This window comes from uncultured Parvibaculum sp., from assembly GCF_963975745.1.
Lineage (GTDB): Bacteria > Pseudomonadota > Alphaproteobacteria > Parvibaculales > Parvibaculaceae > Parvibaculum.
The window spans coordinates 96,348-114,713 of record NZ_CAXBIB010000006.1; the positions used below are offsets into that span (position 1 = coordinate 96,348).

Sequence of the window (18,366 nt, forward strand, 5' to 3'; positions counted from 1 at the left end):
TGCGTCTATATATACACAAGACTATTTAACCAAGCGGTCCGGCCCATAGGTCTTGATGAGCCCCGCGCCGATGCGCTCGTTCATCATTTCGGTGCTGCCGTCGGTATAGGCGGCGAGTTTGGCGCAGGTGAGATGGCGGCCGAGGCCGTGTTCCTCGCGCAGGCCCGCCGCGCCCATCGCCTGGATGCAATCGGCGATGCGGGCGAGCGTCACGCGGCCGGCGAACTTCTTGGCATGGGCGGCCGCCATCACGGCATCTTCGCCCCGGTCGATCAGGCGGCCGGCGGCCAGCGTCAGCCCGCGCAGCGCTTCGAGATCGTTGGCGACATCGCCCAGCGACCAGCTGAGACCCTGATGGTCGAGGAGCCGCTTGCCAAAGGTTTCGCGCGCCACGCCATAAGCAACCGCCGTTTCGAGGCTCGATGCCAGCATGCCGGCGCACATGGCCGCCACATAGACGCGGGCGCCGTTGACGCCCTTCATCGCCAGCTTGAAGGCCTCGCCGGGCGGGGCCAGCATGTCGTCATCCGGCGCGATGTAACCTTCGAGCGCGAAGCCGCCGGCACCGATCGCGTGACCGCCCGAAAGCGCGTAAGCGTCGGCGCGGCGGAAACCGGGACGGCGCGCATCGACCAGAAAGCAGGCGATGCCGCGCCAGCCAGCGGCCGGGTCGGTCTGCACATAGGTGATGAAGAGATCGGCGATCGCCGCATTGGTGATCCAGCCCTTCTCGCCATTGAGTGTCCAGCCATCGCCGGTTCTGACGGCGCTTGTCCGGATCGAGGAGAAGTCACTGCCGGCGCCCGGTTCGCTCAGGGCCGTGGCGCCGAAGATTTCCGCCTTGATCAGGGCCGGGACGTGGACCTCGCGATGCCGCGCCGCGGGCGAGTGGGCCAGGCGCGCGGCGACGTTGTGCGTGTTGACCAGCGAAAAGGCGAAGGCCATGTCGGCGCGCGACATTTCCTCGCACAGCGCCAGCTTGAGCATGTAGCGGTGGCCGAGGCCGCCGGCTTCCTTCGGCACTTCGAGGGCGGCAAGGCCGAGGGCGGCCGCTTCGCGCAGCGCCTCGACCGGCTGGCGGCGGGTGCGCTCCCAGGCGGCGGCATCGGGCGCCACGACATCGCGGGCGAAGCCGGCCGCCCGGTCGATGAGCGCCGCCTCGTCCGCCGTCAGTTCGCCGCGCAGAAAACCCGTCATGGCCGCCCCCCTTCGATCAGACGCCGAGACCTTCGATCACCAGCGATTCCAGATTGGTGCGCATTTCGTCGGGGATCGCAATCGCCTTGCGCGTGGTCAGGTCGAGGGCAATCGCGACCGCTTCGGCGGTGGCGATGGCTGCGCCGGTTTCGAGATCGAAGAGCCAGTGGCACCAGGTGTAGATTTTCGGACCGACATTCTTGAGGCCGCTTCTGAGCGTCAGCACGTCGCCGGCGCGCGGGTGGCGGCGATAGACGAAGCGGTATTCGAGCGCCGCGCCGCCGACTGTCGGCGTTCTCGAACGGTCGGCGCCGCTCGTTTGCGCCAGCAGATTGGGAATGCCGTCCGAGACGATGCCCATGAAATGGCGGATCGTCAGAAAGCCCTGGCCGTCGCATTGCGCGGCGTCGATCTCGCCCTGCCAGGTGCGGACCATGCCCATCCCGTCGGCATCGGCCAGCTTCGGCGCCGGGCGCGGGTCGTAGATGTCGAGGCCGCGGGGACTGCCATGCAGCGGCAGTTCGACGACAAGCGCCCTGGCCGCCGCCTTCGCCTTTGCCGGCAGCGGTTTCATCTCGCGGCTTTCCTCGTCGAGCAGCTCGACTTCGGCGATGAAGGTCGCCGCGACCTCGCCCGAGACCGTGTTGACCATCTCCTCATAGACGCGCAGGCCGAAATCGCGCACCTCGAGAATGCCGGCACGAATGAAGAAGGGCGCGCCGGGGCGCTGTTCGCGCAGGAAGCGGACATGATGATCGCGGACGAAGAGCCGCACGCCTTCGGCACGCGCATGGCGCGGCCCGAGGCCGAGCCTGAGCGCCAGCGCGGCCAGGCCCTGGCCGGCCTTGTCGACATAGAACTGCACATTCATGTGGCCCATCTGGTCGCTTTCCCAGGTCTGGACGCTGGAGCGGGCCACTTCGATCATTTCGGTCATCTTCTTGTTGTCCGTTGACTGATTGCGATTGCGGAAAGGAGGTCAGGCGCGCGCCAGAAGAGAATCCGGCAGCGCAACGGCCTTGCGGCTCGCCTTGTCGAAGAGGAGACCTGCGCCCTCGGCGGCACAGGCCGGCTCGCCGGTGTCGCCCGAGAAGAGCCAGTGACGGTAGCGGATCGTCTTGCCTTCGGCGCCGAGGATGCCGGTGCGCACGACAATGGTTTCGCCGGCGCGCAATTCGCGGAAATAGGCCAGACGCATCTCGACGGTCGCGGTGGCCAGGCCGCGGGCGGCCTGTTCGTGGCGGCCGAGGCCGGCATGGGCCCACATATGGCCCTGCGCGTCGGAAAAGCGCGCCATGTAGAAACGCGCATTCATGTGGTTGTTGGTGTCGCATTCCCAGGTGTTGACGACCGAGCGGTTGGTTTCGACCATGCCATCGGCATCGGCGCGGGCTAGCGAGACGTCGCGCGACAGCGCCTCGGGCGGCAGCGCGCGCGGCAGGGCTTCGGGCGGCAGCACGGCCTTCATCGCTTCGGCGCGGCGCCGCGTTTCGTCAGGCCAGGCGGTGAGGCGGCGCGTCGCCAGATCGAGGCAGCCGGTGTCGACGACATAGGTCGCGGCCAGACGATCGTCGAGGACTTCGCGCATTTCCTGATAGATGCGCATCGTCCTGTCGCGCAACTCGACCACGCCGGAGCGGATCGTCACCAGATCGCTGGTGCGCAGCTCGCGGTGAAAACGGATGTGATGCTCGAGCGCGACATAGCCGAGACCCGACTGCGCCTGATCGAGGGCGGCCAGTCCCAGCGCGACGCGCAGATTGTAGGAACTGTCGGAACTCTTCGAGATGTAGTGCTGGATGTTCATGTGGCCCATCTCGTCGCATTCCTGCATCGAGACATAGCCGCGATAGGTGTCGATCATGCCGGTCATGCGGCGACCTCGCGGACCTGCGGCGCGAGGCGGGCGCGCTCCTCGTCGGTGAAGGCAACGGTGCGGCGCGCATCGAGATCGAGCATCACGGCAATCGCCTCGCCGGTGGCGACGAGGCGACCGGTTTCGGCATCGAACATGAAATGAGCGAAGGTCAGCGTCCTGCCTTCGAGGCGGGTCAGCGTGCTGCGGACGATCAGCATCGCGCCGGAACGGACCTCGCGCAGATAGTTGAGGCGCATTTCGAGTACCACCGTGCCGCGGCGCTTCTCCTGCATCTGGCGCTTGTCCATGCCGAGCGCCTGCCAGAGATGGCCGGCGCCATCCGAAAAGCGCGCCATGTAGAAGCGTGAATTCATGTGGCCGAAATCATCACATTCCCAGGGCATGACGGCGCCGCGATAGATCTCGATGAAGCCGCGCGCCTCGGCATCGGCCAGGGCGATGTCGGCGAGGCGGGTTTCGCGCGCGACGCTGCGCGGCTCGGCATGCGGCGGCAGCGGCCCGAGAAAGGGGGCCGCCTTGCCATGCGCCTCGGCAGGCCAGGGGATCAGTTTTCGCTGCTCGAGATCGAAATGACCGCTGACGGCGACGATGGTGGCCGCGGTCTCGCCCGAGGCCGAATTGATCAGTTCGTGGAAGCTGACCAGCGTGCGTTCGCGGATCTCGACCGGGCGCGAGCGCATATGCATCAGGTCGCCGGCGCGCAATTCGCGGTGGAAACGGACATGTTCCTCGAGCGCCACCATGGCCCTGCCCTCGCCGCGCACCTGCGACGGCGCAAGGCCCAGCGCGTGGCGCAGGTAGAAGGCCGCATCGGAGGCGCGGGCGACATAGAACTGGACGTTCATGTGGCCGACCTCGTCGCATTCCCATGTGTTCACGGTGCCGCGGAAACTGTCGAGAAAGAGGGACATTCTGCTCTGGAAATCTGCAATGGCGGGTGCCGCAGCATAGGGGCGGGGGTGGCGCTTGTCATGCGCCGGGGAGCGATGAAAGCCGATGCGCCAGAAGACTTTCCCTATCGAAGCCGAGGGCCGAGAGGCGGCCCGTACCTTCGAGCACGCGCAGACCGATCAGAAAGGCGGCAAGGCAGAGAATCTCGCGATGGGCCGCCGCGCCGGCAAGGCCGGTGGCCGCGCGCAAGGGTCCGCCCAGGGTTTCGAGCACCGCGATGACCCGGCCGGTGACGGCACGGTCGAGATCGGCCGGGAGATCACCTGCCGACATCAGGCGGCCGGCGAGGCGGACATGGGGGGCGTTGCCGGCCGTCGCCGCCAGCGCCTCGCGGGCGGCGGCGGCCAATGCGTCCTGCGGCGATTTCGCCCTCTCGGCCGCTTCGCGCATACGGCGCGCCAGATGGCCGAGTTCTTCCGCCGTCAGGGCGATGGCCAACTGGTCGATGCCATCGAAATAGGAATAGACGGCGCCCGGCGCATAGCCCGCCTCGGCGGCAACCGCGCGAATGGTCAGCGCTTCGGGCCCGCCTGCGTCGCAAACACGGCGGGCGGCGGCGAGGATTGCCTTGCGCTTGTGATCGCGCAGGGCCGCGCGGCGTTTCTCGGCGGCGGGCGCGGCCATCAGAATTTATAGGTCGCGCGGGAAACGCCGTCGGCAATCGGATCGCCGCCGTCGCGTTCCTTCACCGCCTGCTGGAAGCCAACCTGTTCGGCACGCTCCTTGAACCAGACGCCTTCGGGCGAGTGCCGCGTGATGCCGTCGAACAGCGTCGCGAACATCTGCGTCGTCTGGAGGCCCATGTTTTCATAGGCCTGATTGACCAGCAGCTTCTGCATCATCAGCTGGTTGCGCGGCACGCCGGCCATGCGGTTCGCCAGTTCATCGACCCTGGCATCGAGATCCGTCTCCGGCACCGCTTCGAGGACGAGCCCCATTTCGGCGGCCTCGGTTCCCGTCACCAGATCGCCGGTGAAGAGCATGCGCTTGGCGCGTTCGGGGCCGAGTCGATAGACCCACATGGCGGTGGTCGGGCAACCCCAGACACGGGCCGGCGGGTAACCGATCTTCGCGTCTTCCGCCATCACCACCATGTCGCAGCAAAGCGCGATGTCGGAGCCGCCCGCTACCGCGAAGCCGCGCACCTTGGCAATCGTCGGCTTGTGGCAGCGCCAGAGCGACATGAAATCGCGCGTGTTGGCATGCATCATGTTGAAGTCGACCATCGGGTCCCATGGCCGGGGATCGCCCGCCGCCGTGCCGGCGCCCTGATTGCGCGTCGGCGCCTCGGCGAAGTCCTTGAGGTCGTAGCCGGCACAGAAGGCGCGGCCGGCGCCGGTCAGCACGATCGCATGAACATCGTCATCATCGTTCGCCTGCTCGACGGCGCGGGCCAGTTCGCGCGGCATGCCCGAGGCGATGGCATTGAGGCGGTCGGGACGATTGAGCGTGATGGTGGCGATGCGGCCCTTGCGGGCGTAGAGGATGTGCTCGAAAGGCATAGGATTCCCTCCGGTTTCCGACGTTTATTGAACATATATCGTATTAATGAACAATGTTCAATTTCTAGAAGCGAGACACCTGCCCCGAAAGGCAGATTCTCATCTCTCCGATCGAAATGCCGTCAGCCGGCCGTGACGCGCGTCAGGAATTCATCGCATCGGGCGTTGGCAGCGGCGGCGAGTTCGCCGGGAAAGGCAACGAAGCCATGCGCACCGCCCGGATAGACGGCCAGTTCCGCCTCGTTGCCGGCCGCGATCCAGCGGCCATACATGAAGAGCGAATCGTCGAGCAGCGCGTCGCGCGTGCCGATGGTGAAGAGCGCCGGGCACAGGCCCTTGAGGTCGGCATAGAGCGGCGAGATATCCGGGTCGCGCTTGTCCTTGACGCCCTTCAGGAAGGCTTCGGAGAATTTCTCGATGTCGAGCGTGCGCAGGATCAGGCGCTCGTTGCCGAAAGCGCGCTGGCTTGGCGTCATCGTCATGTCGAAGGCGCCGAAGACCAGATTGGCGCCCTTGAAGCCCGCATAGCCATGACGGTCGCGCATGCGCAGGATCGTAACCGCCGCAAGGTGCCCGCCGGCACTTTCGCCGCCGATGGTCAGCTTGTCGGTACCGAATTCCTTTTTCGCATTGGCGACCAGCCAGACGGCCGCGGCCTCGCAATCATCCGGCCCGGCCGGATAGGGGTGTTCGGGCGCCAGGCGATATTCGACGCTGACGCAGGCGAGACCGGCCTTGTCGGCGATGCGCTCCAGCAGCGGATCCTGCTGGTCGGCGGCGCCCAGCGTCCAGCCGCCCCCGTGAATATGCAGGTATACGCCTTTCGGATTGTCCGGCGCGATGACACGCAGCGCGATCCGGCCGCCCTTGCCGCCGATCTCGATGGTGCGGGCACGCGGCGATTTTGGCGCCAGCGGGAACGGGCCCTCGCCGCGGGCACGCGCATCGCGCACTTCCTGTGCACCGATGTCCCACCAGTCGGGCGCACCTTCCATCGCCTGGATAATGGCGTCGTTGATGGCTTTCGTTTCGGCCGAAATCGCATCGGCGGCGAACAGTTTCGGATCGAACGGATTGCTGCCTGACATGGGTCCCCTCGTCGTGTGGCGTTTCTTTTGACGAAGTAGACCGGATTTCGCACAGGCCGTCCATCAGGCGCGCCGCGCCCGAACGCAAGGCCCGACCCCGTCAGACGGCGGCGCTGTAGGGCGGTGCGGGATCGTATTCCATCAGGCGTTGCGTCAGACGGGCATGGTCCTGCCCGTGCATCTGGCCGGTGAGCCAGAGTGCCATGTCGATGCCGGCCGAAACACCGGCGGCCGTCACGACATTGCCGTCGCGGACATAGCGGATGTTTTCGAGCACTTCCGCCGCTTCGCCACGCTTGCGGAGCTGCTCGATGAAACCCCAATGGGTGGTGACGCGCTTGCCGCGCGCCGGACCGGCGGCGCAGAGCAGCAACGCGCCGGTGCAGACGCTCGTTGTCCATTCGGCGGCGGTGGCCCGCTGCGCAATCCAGGCCAGCAGCTTTTCATTTTCCGCCGCGGGACGGGTGCCCTGCCCCCCCGGCACCAGCAGCAGATCGAGCTGCGGTGCATCGGCGATCGACACATGCGCTTCGACACGCATGCCCTTGGCGCCGGTTATGGGGCCGCCCGTTTCCGAAACCAGAATGACGGTATCGGGGCGCTCGCGGCCTTCGAAGCCATGCGCTTCGTTGGACATGGTGAAGACTTCATAGGGGCCGACGAAATCGAGTTCCTCGACGCCGTCGAAAATCAGAATGCCGATGGTGCGGTTGCGGGTCATGAATACTTCCTCGATGTCAGAGCGACGGCTGCTTGAAGGACGGCGACGTTGCTTCCATCTGCGCCAGCAGGCCCGTTTCCTCCGCCGCGCGGATCGTCTTGTGAATGTGTTCGGGCGCTTCGTCGGCCGAACCGTAGCTGAAGGGCGGGTGCGGGTAATATTCGATGCCGAGCTGGATGGTCTTGGCTGTTTCCTCGCCGGCGATCAGCCGTGCGAGATAGAGTGCGCCGTCGATGCCGGCCGAGACGCCTGCCGTCGTCACGATCTTGCCATCGCGGCGATAGCGGTCGGACACGACCGTCGCACCGAAGGAGGCAACCGACTCGCGGGCATAATAATTCGTCGTCACCGTCTTTCCTTTCAGGATGCCGGCGGCGGCGAGAATCTCGACGCCGTTGCAGACACCGAAAGTCCAGGTGGAGGTTTCGTGCAGGCGACGGATGAAGGCGAGCGTCGCCTCGTTGGTCATTTGCGGCCGCCCGCCCGGCCCGCCGGGCACATAGAGAATGTCGGTGGTCTCGACTTCCGAATAATCGCGCCAGGCGGCCATGCCGCCGGAGCGCAGATCGTCGGCGATAACGGTCTTCTTTTCAGCAACGAATTCGACTTCGGCGCCCGGCAGCCAGCCGAGTACGGCATAGCCGCCGACAGCGTCGAGCATGGTGAAGCCGTCATAGAGAAGAATGGAGATGCGCATTGTTCGAGATTCCCTGATTTGAAGGCACGGCGTCGCGGCGTGCGGTGCGGAAGCGTTCGCGGTAGCGGCCGGGGGTGACGCCGAGATGGCGCAGAAAGGCGCGGCGCATGCGCTCTGCGGCGCCGAAACCGGCATCGGCAGAAACGGCGTCGAGCGACAGGTCGCTGCCGGCAAGGCGGCGGCAGGCTTCGTCGAGACGGGCGCGCTCGACGAATTGCGCCGGTGTGATGCCGGTCTCCTCGGCGAAGCGGCGGGCAAAGCTGCGCTCGCTCATGGCGGCACGGGCTGCCAGCGCCGGCACCGAAAGGTCGGCCCGCGGATTCTCGACGATGAAGGCACAGACCCGCGACAGGCGCGTATCGGAAACGCGCTGGGCGGCAAGCTGCGCCGAGAATTGCGATTGGCCGCCGGGTCGCATCAGATACATCACGTGATGACGCGCGATCAGCAACGCCGCGTCGCGGCCGAGGTCTTCCTCGATCAGCGCCAGCGCCAGATCCATGCCGGCGGTGACGCCGGCCGAGGTCCAGAATTTTCCGTCGCGCACATAGATCGCATCGTCCTCCACCGTGACGGCGGGGAAGCGCTGGCGCATGGTCGGGGCATAGGCCCAGTGGGTCGTCGCACGGCGGCCGTCGAGCAGACCGGCGGAGGCGAGGATGACCGAACCGGTGCAGATCGAAACGACGCGGGCGGCCGGCGCGGCAGCGGTGCGCAGAAAGGCCAGCATCCGCTCATCCTCCATCGCGGCGCGCGAGCCGAGGCCGCCGGTCACCATCAGCGTGTCGAGCGCGGCGAGGTCGGCCGCCGTCACGTCGTCCATCGTCCGGCCGGCATGCAGGGCAAGGCCGCTCGTCGTCATGACCGGACCGGGCTCGGCCGAGACAAGTTCAACCGCATAGGCCGGGCGGCCATCGGGGAGCAGGGCCGTGCTCAAAATCTGCAAGGGTCCGGCGATGTCGAGGATCTGGGCGTCGGCATAGGCGAGCATCATCACCCGGCGGGGGGCCGGGGCGGTTTTGCGGGATGTCGGCCTGGCAGCGTTGATCATGGAGCCAGACTAGGCCGGGCAAGGCTTGGCTGAAATGACAAACGACACGCATTTTCTGCCAAAGGGTCCAAGAAAAAGCCCCGCCCTTTTCAGGGCGGGGCTTACGAATCTGCCGGTCGCGGGCGGGATCAGGCCGCCGCCTTCTCCTTGCCCGGCGCGAAGCGGCCATAGAAGGTTTCGCCCTTCGAGGCCATGTCGCGCAGGAGTTTCGACGGCGTGAAGCGGGGCCCGTATTTCTGAGCGAGCTTGTCGCAGGCTTCGACAAACTCTTTCGTGCCGACCATGTCGATCAGCGACAGCGGGCCGCCGGCCCATGGCGCGAAGCCCCAGCCGAGGATCGCGCCAACATCGGCATCGCGCACGTCGGTCACCACGCCCTCCTCGAAGCAGCGCGCGGCCTCCAGCGCCTGAATGTAGAGGAAGCGGTTCTTCAGCTCCTGCACGTCAAGGTCGTCGGGATTCTCGCTCTTGCCGACGAGATCGGCGAGGCCCGGCCAGAGCTTCTTCTTGCCGTCAGCCGGATAGTCGTAGAAGCCCTTGCCGGCCTTCTTGCCGACGCGGCCGAGGTCGACCACCATCTTCTTGACCAGATCGTCGGCGGGCGAGCCGACATACTTGTCGCCGAGATCCTTCTTCGTCTGCTCGCGCACCTTGTAGGCGAGGTCGAGCGAGACTTCGTCGTTAAGGGCCAGCGGCGCCATCGGCATGCCGGTCATCTTGCCGACATTCTCGATCATGGCGGGGGGCACACCCTCGCCCAGCATCGCGAGACCTTCGCCGACATAGGTACCGAAGCAGCGCGAGGTGTAGAAGCCGCGGCTGTCATTGACGACGATCGGCGTCTTCCTGATCTGCTTGACGTAATCCATCGCCTTGGCGAGCGTCTCGTCGCTGGTCTTCTTGCCCATGATGATTTCGACAAGCTGCATCTTGTCGACGGGCGAGAAGAAATGGATGCCGATGAAGTTTTCGGGGCTGGCGGAGGCTTCCGCGAGGCCGGTGATCGGCAGGGTTGAGGTGTTGGAGCCGTAGATGCCGCCCGCCGCGAGTTGCGGTTCGGCTTTCTTCGTCACTTCCGCCTTGATCTCGCGGCTTTCGAAGACCGCTTCGATGACGAGGTCGGCGCCCTTGAGGTCGTCGTAATTCGTCGTCGGCTTGATCAGGCCGAGCAGCTTGTCGGCCTTTTCCTGCGTGGTCTTGCCGCGCTCAAGCGCCTTGGCCAGCAGTTTTTCGGAGTAGGCCTTGCCCTTCTCGGCATTGGCCTGTTCGGTGTCGAGCAGCACGACTTCCATGCCGGCCTGGGCCGACACATAGGCGATGCCCGCACCCATCATGCCGGCGCCGAGGATGCCGAGCTTCTTGACCTGAAAGGGCGCGATGCCCGACGGGCGGCGCGCGCCCTTGGCCAGTTCCTGCATCGAGAGGAAGAGCGAACGGATCATCGCCTTTGAGCGCGGGTCCATCAGCAGCCTGGTGAAGTAGCGCGTCTCGATGCGCAAGCCCGCCTCGATCGGCACCTGCAGCCCTTCATAGACGCAGGACATGATGTATTTCTGCGCCGGGTAGTTGCCATGCGTCTGCTTGTGCAGCGTTGCATTGCCGATGGTGAAGACCTGGCCGCCGCCCTTGGAATGCGGATCGCCGCCGGGCACGCGATAGCCCTCGCGGTCCCAGGGCTGGATGGCGATGGCATAGACTTCCGGGCCCTTCTTGCCGAGTTTCACTTTCGGCTGGGCCAGGCCTTCCTTCAACCATGCCTTGGCGGCCGAGACGAGTTCGGCAGCGGGCACCACCTTGTGGACGATGCCTGCCTTCAACGCCTTTTGCGGGTCGAGCGAGGTGCCCTGCAGGATCAGCGGCAAGGCCGCCTGCGCACCGATGAGACGCGGCAGGCGCTGGGTGCCGCCGCCGCCGGGCAGCAGGCCGACCTTGGCTTCCGGCAGGCCGATCTGCGTTTTCGGATTGTCGGACGCGACGCGGTAGTGGCAGGCCAGCGTCACCTCGAGGCCGCCGCCCAGTGCCGTGCCGTTGATCGCGGCGGCAACCGGCTTGCCGCAGGTTTCGAGCGAGCGCAGCAGCATGTTGAACTTGAGGTTGCCCTCATACATCGCCTTGACGCGATCTTCGGGCGAACCGCCGCCGGAACCGCCACCTGCCTGGCCGCCCATCATCGACAGATCGGCACCGGCACAGAAGGCATCCTTGCCGGAAGTCAGCACGGCACCCTTGATGGCGTCGTCGGACATGATCTTCTCGATGATCGCGGCCATGTCGGCCATCGAGCCTTGCGAAAGGACGTTCATCGAACGGCCGGGCATGTCCCAGGTGATCAGGGCGATGCCGTCGGCATCGACGTCGAACTTGAAATTTTCATAAGTGGTCATTGTCGCCTCACACGCGTTCGATGATGGTGGCCGTTCCCATGCCCGCGCCGACGCAGAGCGTGATCAGTGCGGTGTTGAGATCGCGGCGCTCAAGCTCGTCGAGCACGGTGCCGAGGATCATGCCGCCGGTCGCACCCAGCGGATGGCCCATGGCGATGGCGCCGCCATTGACGTTCATCTTCTCGTGCGGAATGTCGAGCGCCTGCATCATGCGCAGCACGACCGATGCGAAAGCTTCGTTCAATTCGTAGAGGTCGATGTCCTCGGGCTTCATGCCGGCCTTGGCCAGCACCTTGCGCGAAACATCGGCGGGGCCCGTCAGCATGATGCAGGGTTCCGAGCCGATCGAGGCCATGGCGCGGATGCGGGCGCGCGGCTTCAGGCCCATGCCCTTGCCGGTGGCGGCATTGCCGACGAGAACGGCGGAGGCGCCATCGACGATGCCCGAAGAATTGCCGGCATGATGGACGTGGGTGATTTCCTCCACTTCCGGGTAGCGGGCGAGCGCGACGCCGTCGAAGGCAAATTCGCCCAGAGAAGCGAAGGACGGCTGCAGCGCCGCCAGCGACTGCATCGTCGCTTCGGGCCGCATATGCTCGTCATGATCGAGAATGGTGAGGCCGTTGATATCCTTCACCGGGATGACCGACTTCGCAAAATAGCCCTTGTCCCAAGCATTCTTTGCGCGCTTCTGGCTCTCGACGGCATAGGCGTCGACATCGGTGCGGGAGAAGCCGTATTTGGTGCAGATCAGGTCCGCACCGATGCCCTGCGGCGTGAAATAGGACTTGAAGGCAATGTTCGGATCGGTCGACCAGGAGCCGCCGCTCGCGCCCATTCCGACGCGCGACATCGACTCGACACCGCCGCCGATCGCCATGTCGGCCTCGCCGGACATGACCTTTGCGGCTGCCATGTTGGTGGCCTCGAGACCGGAGGCGCAGAAGCGGTTGATCTGAACGCCGGCGGTCGTCTGTGCGTAGTCGGCATTCAGCACCGCGATGCGGGCGATGTCGCCACCCTGCTCACCGACCGGGTCGACGCAGCCAAGCACGACGTCGTCGACCTTCGATGTGTCGAGGCCGTTGCGGTCGCGGATTGCCTTCAGCGTCTGTGTCGACAGTTCGAGCGCCGTCACCTCGTGAAGCGCGCCGTCCTTCTTGCCCTTGCCGCGCGGCGTGCGCACGGTGTCGTAGACGAAACATTCGGTCATTGTGTGTCTCCCTGGGGGAACGGTTCTAGTGTGTTGCGTGTTGCGAGAGGCCGGCACGTCAGAGCGTGCGGGCAACCAGCATTTTCATGATCTCGTTGGTGCCGCCATAGATCTTCTGGATGCGGGCATTCGTGTAGAGCCTGGCGATGGGATATTCCATCATGTAGCCGTAGCCGCCGAAGAACTGCAGGCAGGTGTCGATGATCTCGTTCTCTTTCTGCGTGGTCCACCACTTGGCCATGGCAGCCGTCGTCGCATCGAGCTTGCCGTCGAGAAGCTTCACGGCGCAATCGTCGACGAAGACGCGGGCGATGGTCGCTTCGGTCTTGCATTCGGCGAGCTTGAACTGCGTGTTCTGGAAATCGAGGATACGCTGGCCGAAAGCGGTGCGCTCCTTGACATAGTCGGTCGTGTATTTCAGCGCCATTTCCATCGCGACACAGGCCTGGACGGCGATGATGAGGCGTTCCTGCGGCAGTTGCTGCATCAGCTGGAAGAAGCCCTTGCCTTCCTCCGTGCCGAGCAGGTTCGAGGTCGGCACCTTCACCTCATCGAAAAAGAGCTCGGAGGTATCCTGCGCCTTCTGACCCATCTTCTTGAGATTGCGGCCGCGGCGGAAACCTTCAGCCTCGTCGGTCTCGACCATGATCAGCGAGGTGCCCTTGGCGCCGCCGGCCGGGTCGGTCTTGGCGACGACACAGATCAGGTTTGCCTGCTGGCCGTTGGTGATGAAGGTTTTCTGGCCGTTGACCACATACTGATTACCGACCTTCTTCGCCGTCGTCTTGACGCCCTGCAGATCGGAACCCGTGCCCGGCTCCGTCATGGCGATGGCGCCAACGATTTCGCCCGAGGCCATTTTCGGCAGCCATTTCTTCTTCTGCTCTTCGGTGCCGTAGGACTGCACGTAATGCGCAACGATGCCCGAATGTACCGAGTTGCCGAAACCGGAGATCCCCGCGCGGCCCTGTTCTTCGGCGATCACCATTTCATGCGCGAAGTTGCCGCCGCCGCCGCCATATTCCTCCTTGATCGAGGCACAGAGAATGCCGGCCTCGCCCGCCTTCAACCAGGCATCGCGATCGACATGACCCTGGTCTTCCCAGCGCTCGACATGCGGCTGGAACTCCCGTTCATAGAATTTGGCAACCGCCCCCTGGAGGATTTCAAGCTCCTCGGTCAGCCATGGCGCTTTGTAACCGGCATTGAGACTCATTCGTGCAGCTCCCTGTCTTCGATTGTCAGAATTCGTTGGCGGCCATTGCCATCATGGGATCGGCGCCGTGGCGGATGCGCGCCAGATGCATCGCCGTTTCGGGCACGACATGCTCCATGTAGAAGCGGCCTGTTTTTATTTTCGTTTCGTAGTAGGCCTTGTCGCCCTCACTTCGGGCGGCAAGCCTGTCGAGCGCGACCTTCGCCATCATGGCCCACATGAAGGCAAGCCCGGTGATGCCGAAGAGATGCATGTAGGGCGTCGAGCCGGCACCGGCGTGATCGGGATTTGCGAGCGCGTTCTCCATGAACCACATGGTTGCCGCCTCTAGATCCTTGCGGGCAGCCGCCAGCGGGTCGAGGAACGGCTTCAGATCGGCATTGTCCTGATTGGCGGCAATGAAGTCGTCGACCGCCTTGAAGAAGGCGAAGACCGCCCGCCCGCTATTCTGCGCCAGCTTGCGGCCCACCAGGTCGAGTGCCTGCACGCCGTTGGCGCCTTCATAGATCATCGCGATACGGGCATCGCGCACGAACTGGCCCATGCCCCATTCGTCGATATAGCCGTGACCGCCATAGACCTGCTGCGCATCGACCGCATGGGCAAAACCGCGATCGGTGAAATAACCCTTCAACACTGGCGTCAGCAGCGACATCATGTCGTCGCCGAATTCGCGCGTCTTTTCATCGTCCGAGCGGTGCGAAAGATCGCCATGCAGCGCCGTCCAGACCAGCAGCGCACGGGCGCCCTCGTTGAACGACTTCGCGTTGAGCAGCATGCGGCGGATGTCGGGATGGACGATCAGCGGATCGGCCGGCTTGTCTTCGGCCTTCGGACCGGTCAGCGAGCGGCCCTGCAGGCGTTCCAGCGCATAGGTGACCGCGTTCTGGTACGCGACTTCCGATTGCGAGAGGCCCTGCAGGCCGACGCCGAGCCGGGCCTCGTTCATCATCGTGAACATCGCGCGCAGGCCCTTGTGCTCCTCGCCGACCAGCCAGCCGGTCGCCTCGTCGTAGTTCAGCACGCAGGTCGCGTTGCCGTGAATGCCCATCTTCTCTTCGAGCGAGCCGACCGAAACGCCGTTGCGGTTTCCGAGCGAGCCATCCTCGTTGACCAGGTATTTCGGCACCAGGAAAAGCGAGATGCCCTTGACGCCGGCGGGTGCGCCTTCGATTCGCGCCAGCACCAGATGCAGGATGTTCTCGGCGAGGTCGTGATCGCCGGCCGAGATGAAGATCTTCTGGCCGCTGATCTTGTAGGAACCGTCGCCGACCGGTACCGCCTTGGTGCGCAGCAGGCCGAGATCGGTGCCGCAATGGGGCTCGGTCAGGTTCATCGTGCCGGTCCATTCGCCGGTCACGAGCTTCGGTAGATATTTCTTCTTCTGCTCGTCGGTGCCGTGCTGCGACAGCGCCGAATAGGCGCCATGGCTGAGACCCGGATACATGCCGAAGGCCATGTTGGCCGAGGATACCATTTCATTGAAAATCACGCCCAGCGCATTGGGCAGACCCTGACCGCCATAGGCGGTGTCGGCGACCAGTGCCGGCCAGCCGCCATCCACCAGCAGCTTGTAGGCATTCTTGAAGCCCGTCGGCGTCGTGACCACGCCGTTTTCGAGCCTGCAACCTTCGCGGTCGCCAATCTGGTTCAGCGGCTGCAGGACTTCTTCAGCGAGCTTGCCCGCTTCCTCGAGGATCGCATCGACGAGATCGGCCGGCGCATCGGCAAAACCGGGCAGGTCGGCATATTGCGAGAAATCCAGAAGCTCGTTCAGCAGAAAGCGATATTCGCGCAGCGGCGCTTTGTAGGTCGGCATGGGTTTCCTCCGGCGGGGATTGCGCGCCCGTTCAGGCCGGGCCGCCAAGCGTCAGACGATAACCTTTTCCGGCTTTTTCGTCTTTGCCGCTTCGGAGGCCAGAAGCTTCTTTTCGGCCCGATCGCGCTTTTCGCTGGCGGCGATCTGTGCCTCGAGCCGGGCGCAGCTCTCTTCCAGGGTCTTGATCTGGAGATCGATCTCGCTGCGCTGTTCCCGCAGGCTCTCGATGCGGCGGCGGAACTTGGCGACGGCGACGCGATTCTGCGTCTCGCAACCGTCTTCCTGGTCGTAATGGCTGAGGATTTCCTTGATCTCGGCCAGGGCCAGACCGACATTCTTGCCGCGCACGATCAGGGTCAGACGGGCGCGGTCGCGCGGATGATAGACGCGGGTCTGGCCGCGCCGCTCCGGCGACAACAAGCCCTTGTCCTCGTAAAATCGAATGGCGCGGGTTGTCAGGCCGAACTCCTCCGCGAGCTGGGTGATCGAGAAGGTCTCGCCGGCGATGTCGCGGGTGTCGCGGCGCGGCGCCCCGGCGGCACTGTGTAGCTGCTGTTCCATGATCGGTCTCTCCCTGACCACCGGCGCGGCAACGACCCTGATGGTGCCAACCGCGCCCGGACGACATTGAAGTGCGGCAGCGGACTGCCGCTTTTCTGGCTGTTTTCAGCCGTTTTTCGAAGTGGACCGGACTCTAGTTTACGTTGACGTAAACGTCAAGATGAGTCGGGGGCGGGTACGATCTGCTAGGGTCGCGCCATTCGAGAGGGAGGAAGCGATGCGAGGCATGACCATCCCGATGGCCACCATGCTGATGGCGGTTCTGGCGGGTTGCGCCACCGGCAGCGGCCGGGAACCGCCGCCGGTCAATGTCAACACACGGACGCTGCCGGCTGCCGCCAGCGCCGCGGCCGAAGCCGAAACGCCGCTGGGCCGCGCCCTGACGGATGCCGTCAATCGCTGGCGCGCGGAGAAGGGTGCAGCGGCATTGCGGACGGACGCGACACTGGAACGTGCTGCAGCGGTTCATGCGGCGGACATGGCGCAGCGCGACTATTTCGGGCATCACAACCCCGACGGCCAGGGCCCGCGCGAAAGGGTGCTCGCCGTCGATCCTGATTTCAGCGCCAGCCTGTCGGAGAACATCCACAGACTGGACGGCGCGGGCTATGCCGCCACAAGCGATGCGGCGCTGGCCATGGCGATCGTCGAAGGGTGGTCACGGAGCCCGCAACACCGGCGCATCATGCAATCGGCGGCGGCGACCCGCAGCGGTGTCGGCGTCGCACGGACCGGCACACGGATCATCGCCGTGCAGGTCTATGCCGGTGACTGAAGCCGCGCCCGACAGCATTGCCGGAAACGACCCGCAGATGACATGCTCGCCGCATCGAATCCCCTGAGGGCATGGAATCATGAAACGCAGACAATTCATCGGCGGCGCGGCGGCCGGCGCGCTTGCCATGCCGGCACTGGCCCGCCAGGCGCGCGCCGACAATGCCATCGAGTGGAAGATGGCGACCAGCTGGCCCAACGGTGCGCCGGGTGTCGGCGTCAACGCGCAACGGCTTGCCGACCGGATCGGCGCGATGTCGGGTGGGCGGCTGACGGTCAAGCTTTTCGGTGCGGGCGAGCTTGTGCCGCCCTTCGAAGTCTTCGACGCGGTGTCGCAAGGCATCTGCGAAATGGGCCATGGCAGCCCCTATTACTGGCAGGGCAAGAATCCGGTCTTCCACTATTTCACCGGCGTCCCCTTTGGCCTGATGGCACCCGAAATGGCCGGCTGGCTGCAGTTCGGCGGCGGCCAGGCCCTGTGGGAGGAGGCCTATGCACCGTTCGGGGTTCTGCCCTTTTACGCCGGGTCGAGTGGCGTGCAGGCCGGCGGCTGGTTCGCCCGGGAGGTCAACACGCTCGACGATCTCAAGGGCCTGAGGTTCCGTATTGCGGGGCTTGGCGGCGAGGTGATGCGGCGGCTCGGCGTCAGCGTCGTGCTGACGCCGCCCGGCGAGATCTTCACCGCGATGAAGAACAACACGATCGATGCCGCCGAATGGGTGGGGCCATGGAACGACATGGCGTTCGGGCTCAACAAGGCCGCGCGCTACTATTATCTCCCGGCTTTCCATGAGGCAGGGCCCGCGCTCGAACTGATGGTCAACAAGGCCCGGTTCGATGCGCTTGCGCCCGAGCTGCAGGAAATCGTGCGCGGCGCGGCCATGGCCAGCGCCGCCGAGACGCTGGCCGATTTCACCTTTCACAACGCCGATGCCTTTGCGCGGCTGGTGGCAGCCGGCGGCACCGAGCTGCGGCGATGGCCCGAACCGGTCGCCGCGGCGATGGCCGAGGCCGCGCGGGCTGTGCTCGCCGAACTGGCGCAAGGCAGCGACCTGGCGAGCCGCGTGGCGGCCTCCTATGGCGCGGCGCTCGACAGGGCCCGCCAGTGGTCGAAATGGAGCGATGTCGAAATGCTCGCCCTGCGCAACGGTTATTCCGTCGGCTGAGACCCGGAATGCCGAAATGAGGCACCCGTTAACCCGGTCTTTACCTAGGTTGGCGCTTTATGAGTGAGGTTGCCGGTCTGCATTCACATGTCGGCCGGTGCAAGCGCAACCGCTACAAGGTTTTGGGGCAGCGCGCCTTCGTAATAC

The 18,366-nt window shown here is 65.1% G+C and carries 17 protein-coding genes; 2 read left to right on the forward strand and 15 right to left on the reverse strand.

Going from position 1 to position 18,366, the window contains the following annotated elements; genetic code table 11:
- Positions 1 to 21: 21 nt before the first annotated feature.
- From AAC071_RS06725 to AAC071_RS06795, 15 genes are all read right to left on the reverse strand, one after another.
- Positions 22 to 1,197 (reverse strand): acyl-CoA dehydrogenase, encoded by a 1,176-nt coding sequence (locus tag AAC071_RS06725; protein ID WP_339831117.1) that lies wholly within the window; start codon positions 1,195 to 1,197, stop codon positions 22 to 24.
- A 16-nt stretch (positions 1,198 to 1,213) separates the two neighbouring features.
- Complete coding sequence (locus AAC071_RS06730) at positions 1,214 to 2,134, reverse strand: acyl-ACP thioesterase (RefSeq protein ID WP_339831118.1); 921 nt, start codon at positions 2,132 to 2,134, stop codon at positions 1,214 to 1,216.
- Between the two features lie 42 nt (positions 2,135 to 2,176).
- Positions 2,177 to 3,070: a thioesterase family protein gene (locus AAC071_RS06735; protein ID WP_339831119.1), complete on the reverse strand. Its 894-nt coding sequence runs from the start codon at positions 3,068 to 3,070 to the stop codon at positions 2,177 to 2,179.
- Positions 3,067 to 3,987 (reverse strand): thioesterase family protein, encoded by a 921-nt coding sequence (locus tag AAC071_RS06740; protein WP_339831120.1) that lies wholly within the window; start codon positions 3,985 to 3,987, stop codon positions 3,067 to 3,069. The genes AAC071_RS06735 and AAC071_RS06740 overlap by 4 nt, the downstream gene beginning before the upstream one ends.
- Positions 3,988 to 4,045: 58 nt before the next feature.
- Positions 4,046 to 4,651, reverse strand: coding sequence for a helix-turn-helix domain-containing protein (locus AAC071_RS06745; RefSeq protein WP_339831121.1), 606 nt, complete (start codon positions 4,649 to 4,651; stop codon positions 4,046 to 4,048).
- The gene (locus AAC071_RS06750; RefSeq protein ID WP_339831122.1) at positions 4,651 to 5,529 is read right to left on the reverse strand and encodes a crotonase/enoyl-CoA hydratase family protein; all 879 of its coding nucleotides are present in this window, start codon (positions 5,527 to 5,529) and stop codon (positions 4,651 to 4,653) included. Before AAC071_RS06750 ends, AAC071_RS06745 begins: the two co-directional genes overlap by 1 nt.
- A gap of 122 nt (positions 5,530 to 5,651) precedes the next feature.
- Complete coding sequence (locus AAC071_RS06755; RefSeq protein ID WP_339831124.1) at positions 5,652 to 6,617, reverse strand: alpha/beta hydrolase; 966 nt, start codon at positions 6,615 to 6,617, stop codon at positions 5,652 to 5,654.
- A 100-nt stretch (positions 6,618 to 6,717) separates the two neighbouring features.
- Positions 6,718 to 7,338 (reverse strand): DJ-1/PfpI family protein, encoded by a 621-nt coding sequence (locus tag AAC071_RS06760; protein WP_339831126.1) that lies wholly within the window; start codon positions 7,336 to 7,338, stop codon positions 6,718 to 6,720.
- Between the two features lie 16 nt (positions 7,339 to 7,354).
- Entirely contained in the window at positions 7,355 to 8,035 is a 681-nt protein-coding gene (locus AAC071_RS06765; RefSeq protein WP_339831128.1) for a DJ-1/PfpI family protein, read from the reverse strand.
- On the reverse strand, positions 8,010 to 9,029 hold the full coding sequence (locus AAC071_RS06770) for a GlxA family transcriptional regulator (RefSeq protein WP_339831131.1): 1,020 nt from the start codon (positions 9,027 to 9,029) through the stop codon (positions 8,010 to 8,012). Before AAC071_RS06770 ends, AAC071_RS06765 begins: the two co-directional genes overlap by 26 nt.
- Before the next feature lie 185 nt (positions 9,030 to 9,214).
- The gene (locus AAC071_RS06775; protein ID WP_339831132.1) at positions 9,215 to 11,470 is read right to left on the reverse strand and encodes a 3-hydroxyacyl-CoA dehydrogenase NAD-binding domain-containing protein; all 2,256 of its coding nucleotides are present in this window, start codon (positions 11,468 to 11,470) and stop codon (positions 9,215 to 9,217) included.
- 7 nt (positions 11,471 to 11,477) lie between these two features.
- Positions 11,478 to 12,683, reverse strand: a complete 1,206-nt coding sequence (locus AAC071_RS06780; protein ID WP_339831133.1) for an acetyl-CoA C-acetyltransferase — start codon at positions 12,681 to 12,683, stop codon at positions 11,478 to 11,480.
- 58 nt (positions 12,684 to 12,741) lie between these two features.
- Positions 12,742 to 13,899 carry an acyl-CoA dehydrogenase family protein gene (locus AAC071_RS06785; RefSeq protein WP_339831135.1) on the reverse strand — a complete coding sequence of 386 codons (1,158 nt, stop codon included), beginning with the start codon at positions 13,897 to 13,899 and terminating at the stop codon, positions 12,742 to 12,744.
- Positions 13,900 to 13,924: 25 nt separating this feature from the next.
- Entirely contained in the window at positions 13,925 to 15,718 is a 1,794-nt protein-coding gene (locus AAC071_RS06790) for an acyl-CoA dehydrogenase C-terminal domain-containing protein (protein WP_339831136.1), read from the reverse strand.
- 51 nt (positions 15,719 to 15,769) lie between these two features.
- The gene (locus AAC071_RS06795; protein WP_339831137.1) at positions 15,770 to 16,279 is read right to left on the reverse strand and encodes a MerR family DNA-binding transcriptional regulator; all 510 of its coding nucleotides are present in this window, start codon (positions 16,277 to 16,279) and stop codon (positions 15,770 to 15,772) included.
- Between the two features lie 226 nt (positions 16,280 to 16,505).
- Here AAC071_RS06795 and AAC071_RS06800 point away from each other — a divergent pair, with 226 nt between their 5' ends.
- Positions 16,506 to 17,054, forward strand: a complete 549-nt coding sequence (locus tag AAC071_RS06800) for a CAP domain-containing protein (protein ID WP_339831138.1) — start codon at positions 16,506 to 16,508, stop codon at positions 17,052 to 17,054.
- 79 nt (positions 17,055 to 17,133) lie between these two features.
- Complete coding sequence (locus AAC071_RS06805) at positions 17,134 to 18,219, forward strand: TRAP transporter substrate-binding protein (RefSeq protein WP_339831139.1); 1,086 nt, start codon at positions 17,134 to 17,136, stop codon at positions 18,217 to 18,219.
- The last annotated feature ends 147 nt before the right edge of the window (positions 18,220 to 18,366 follow it).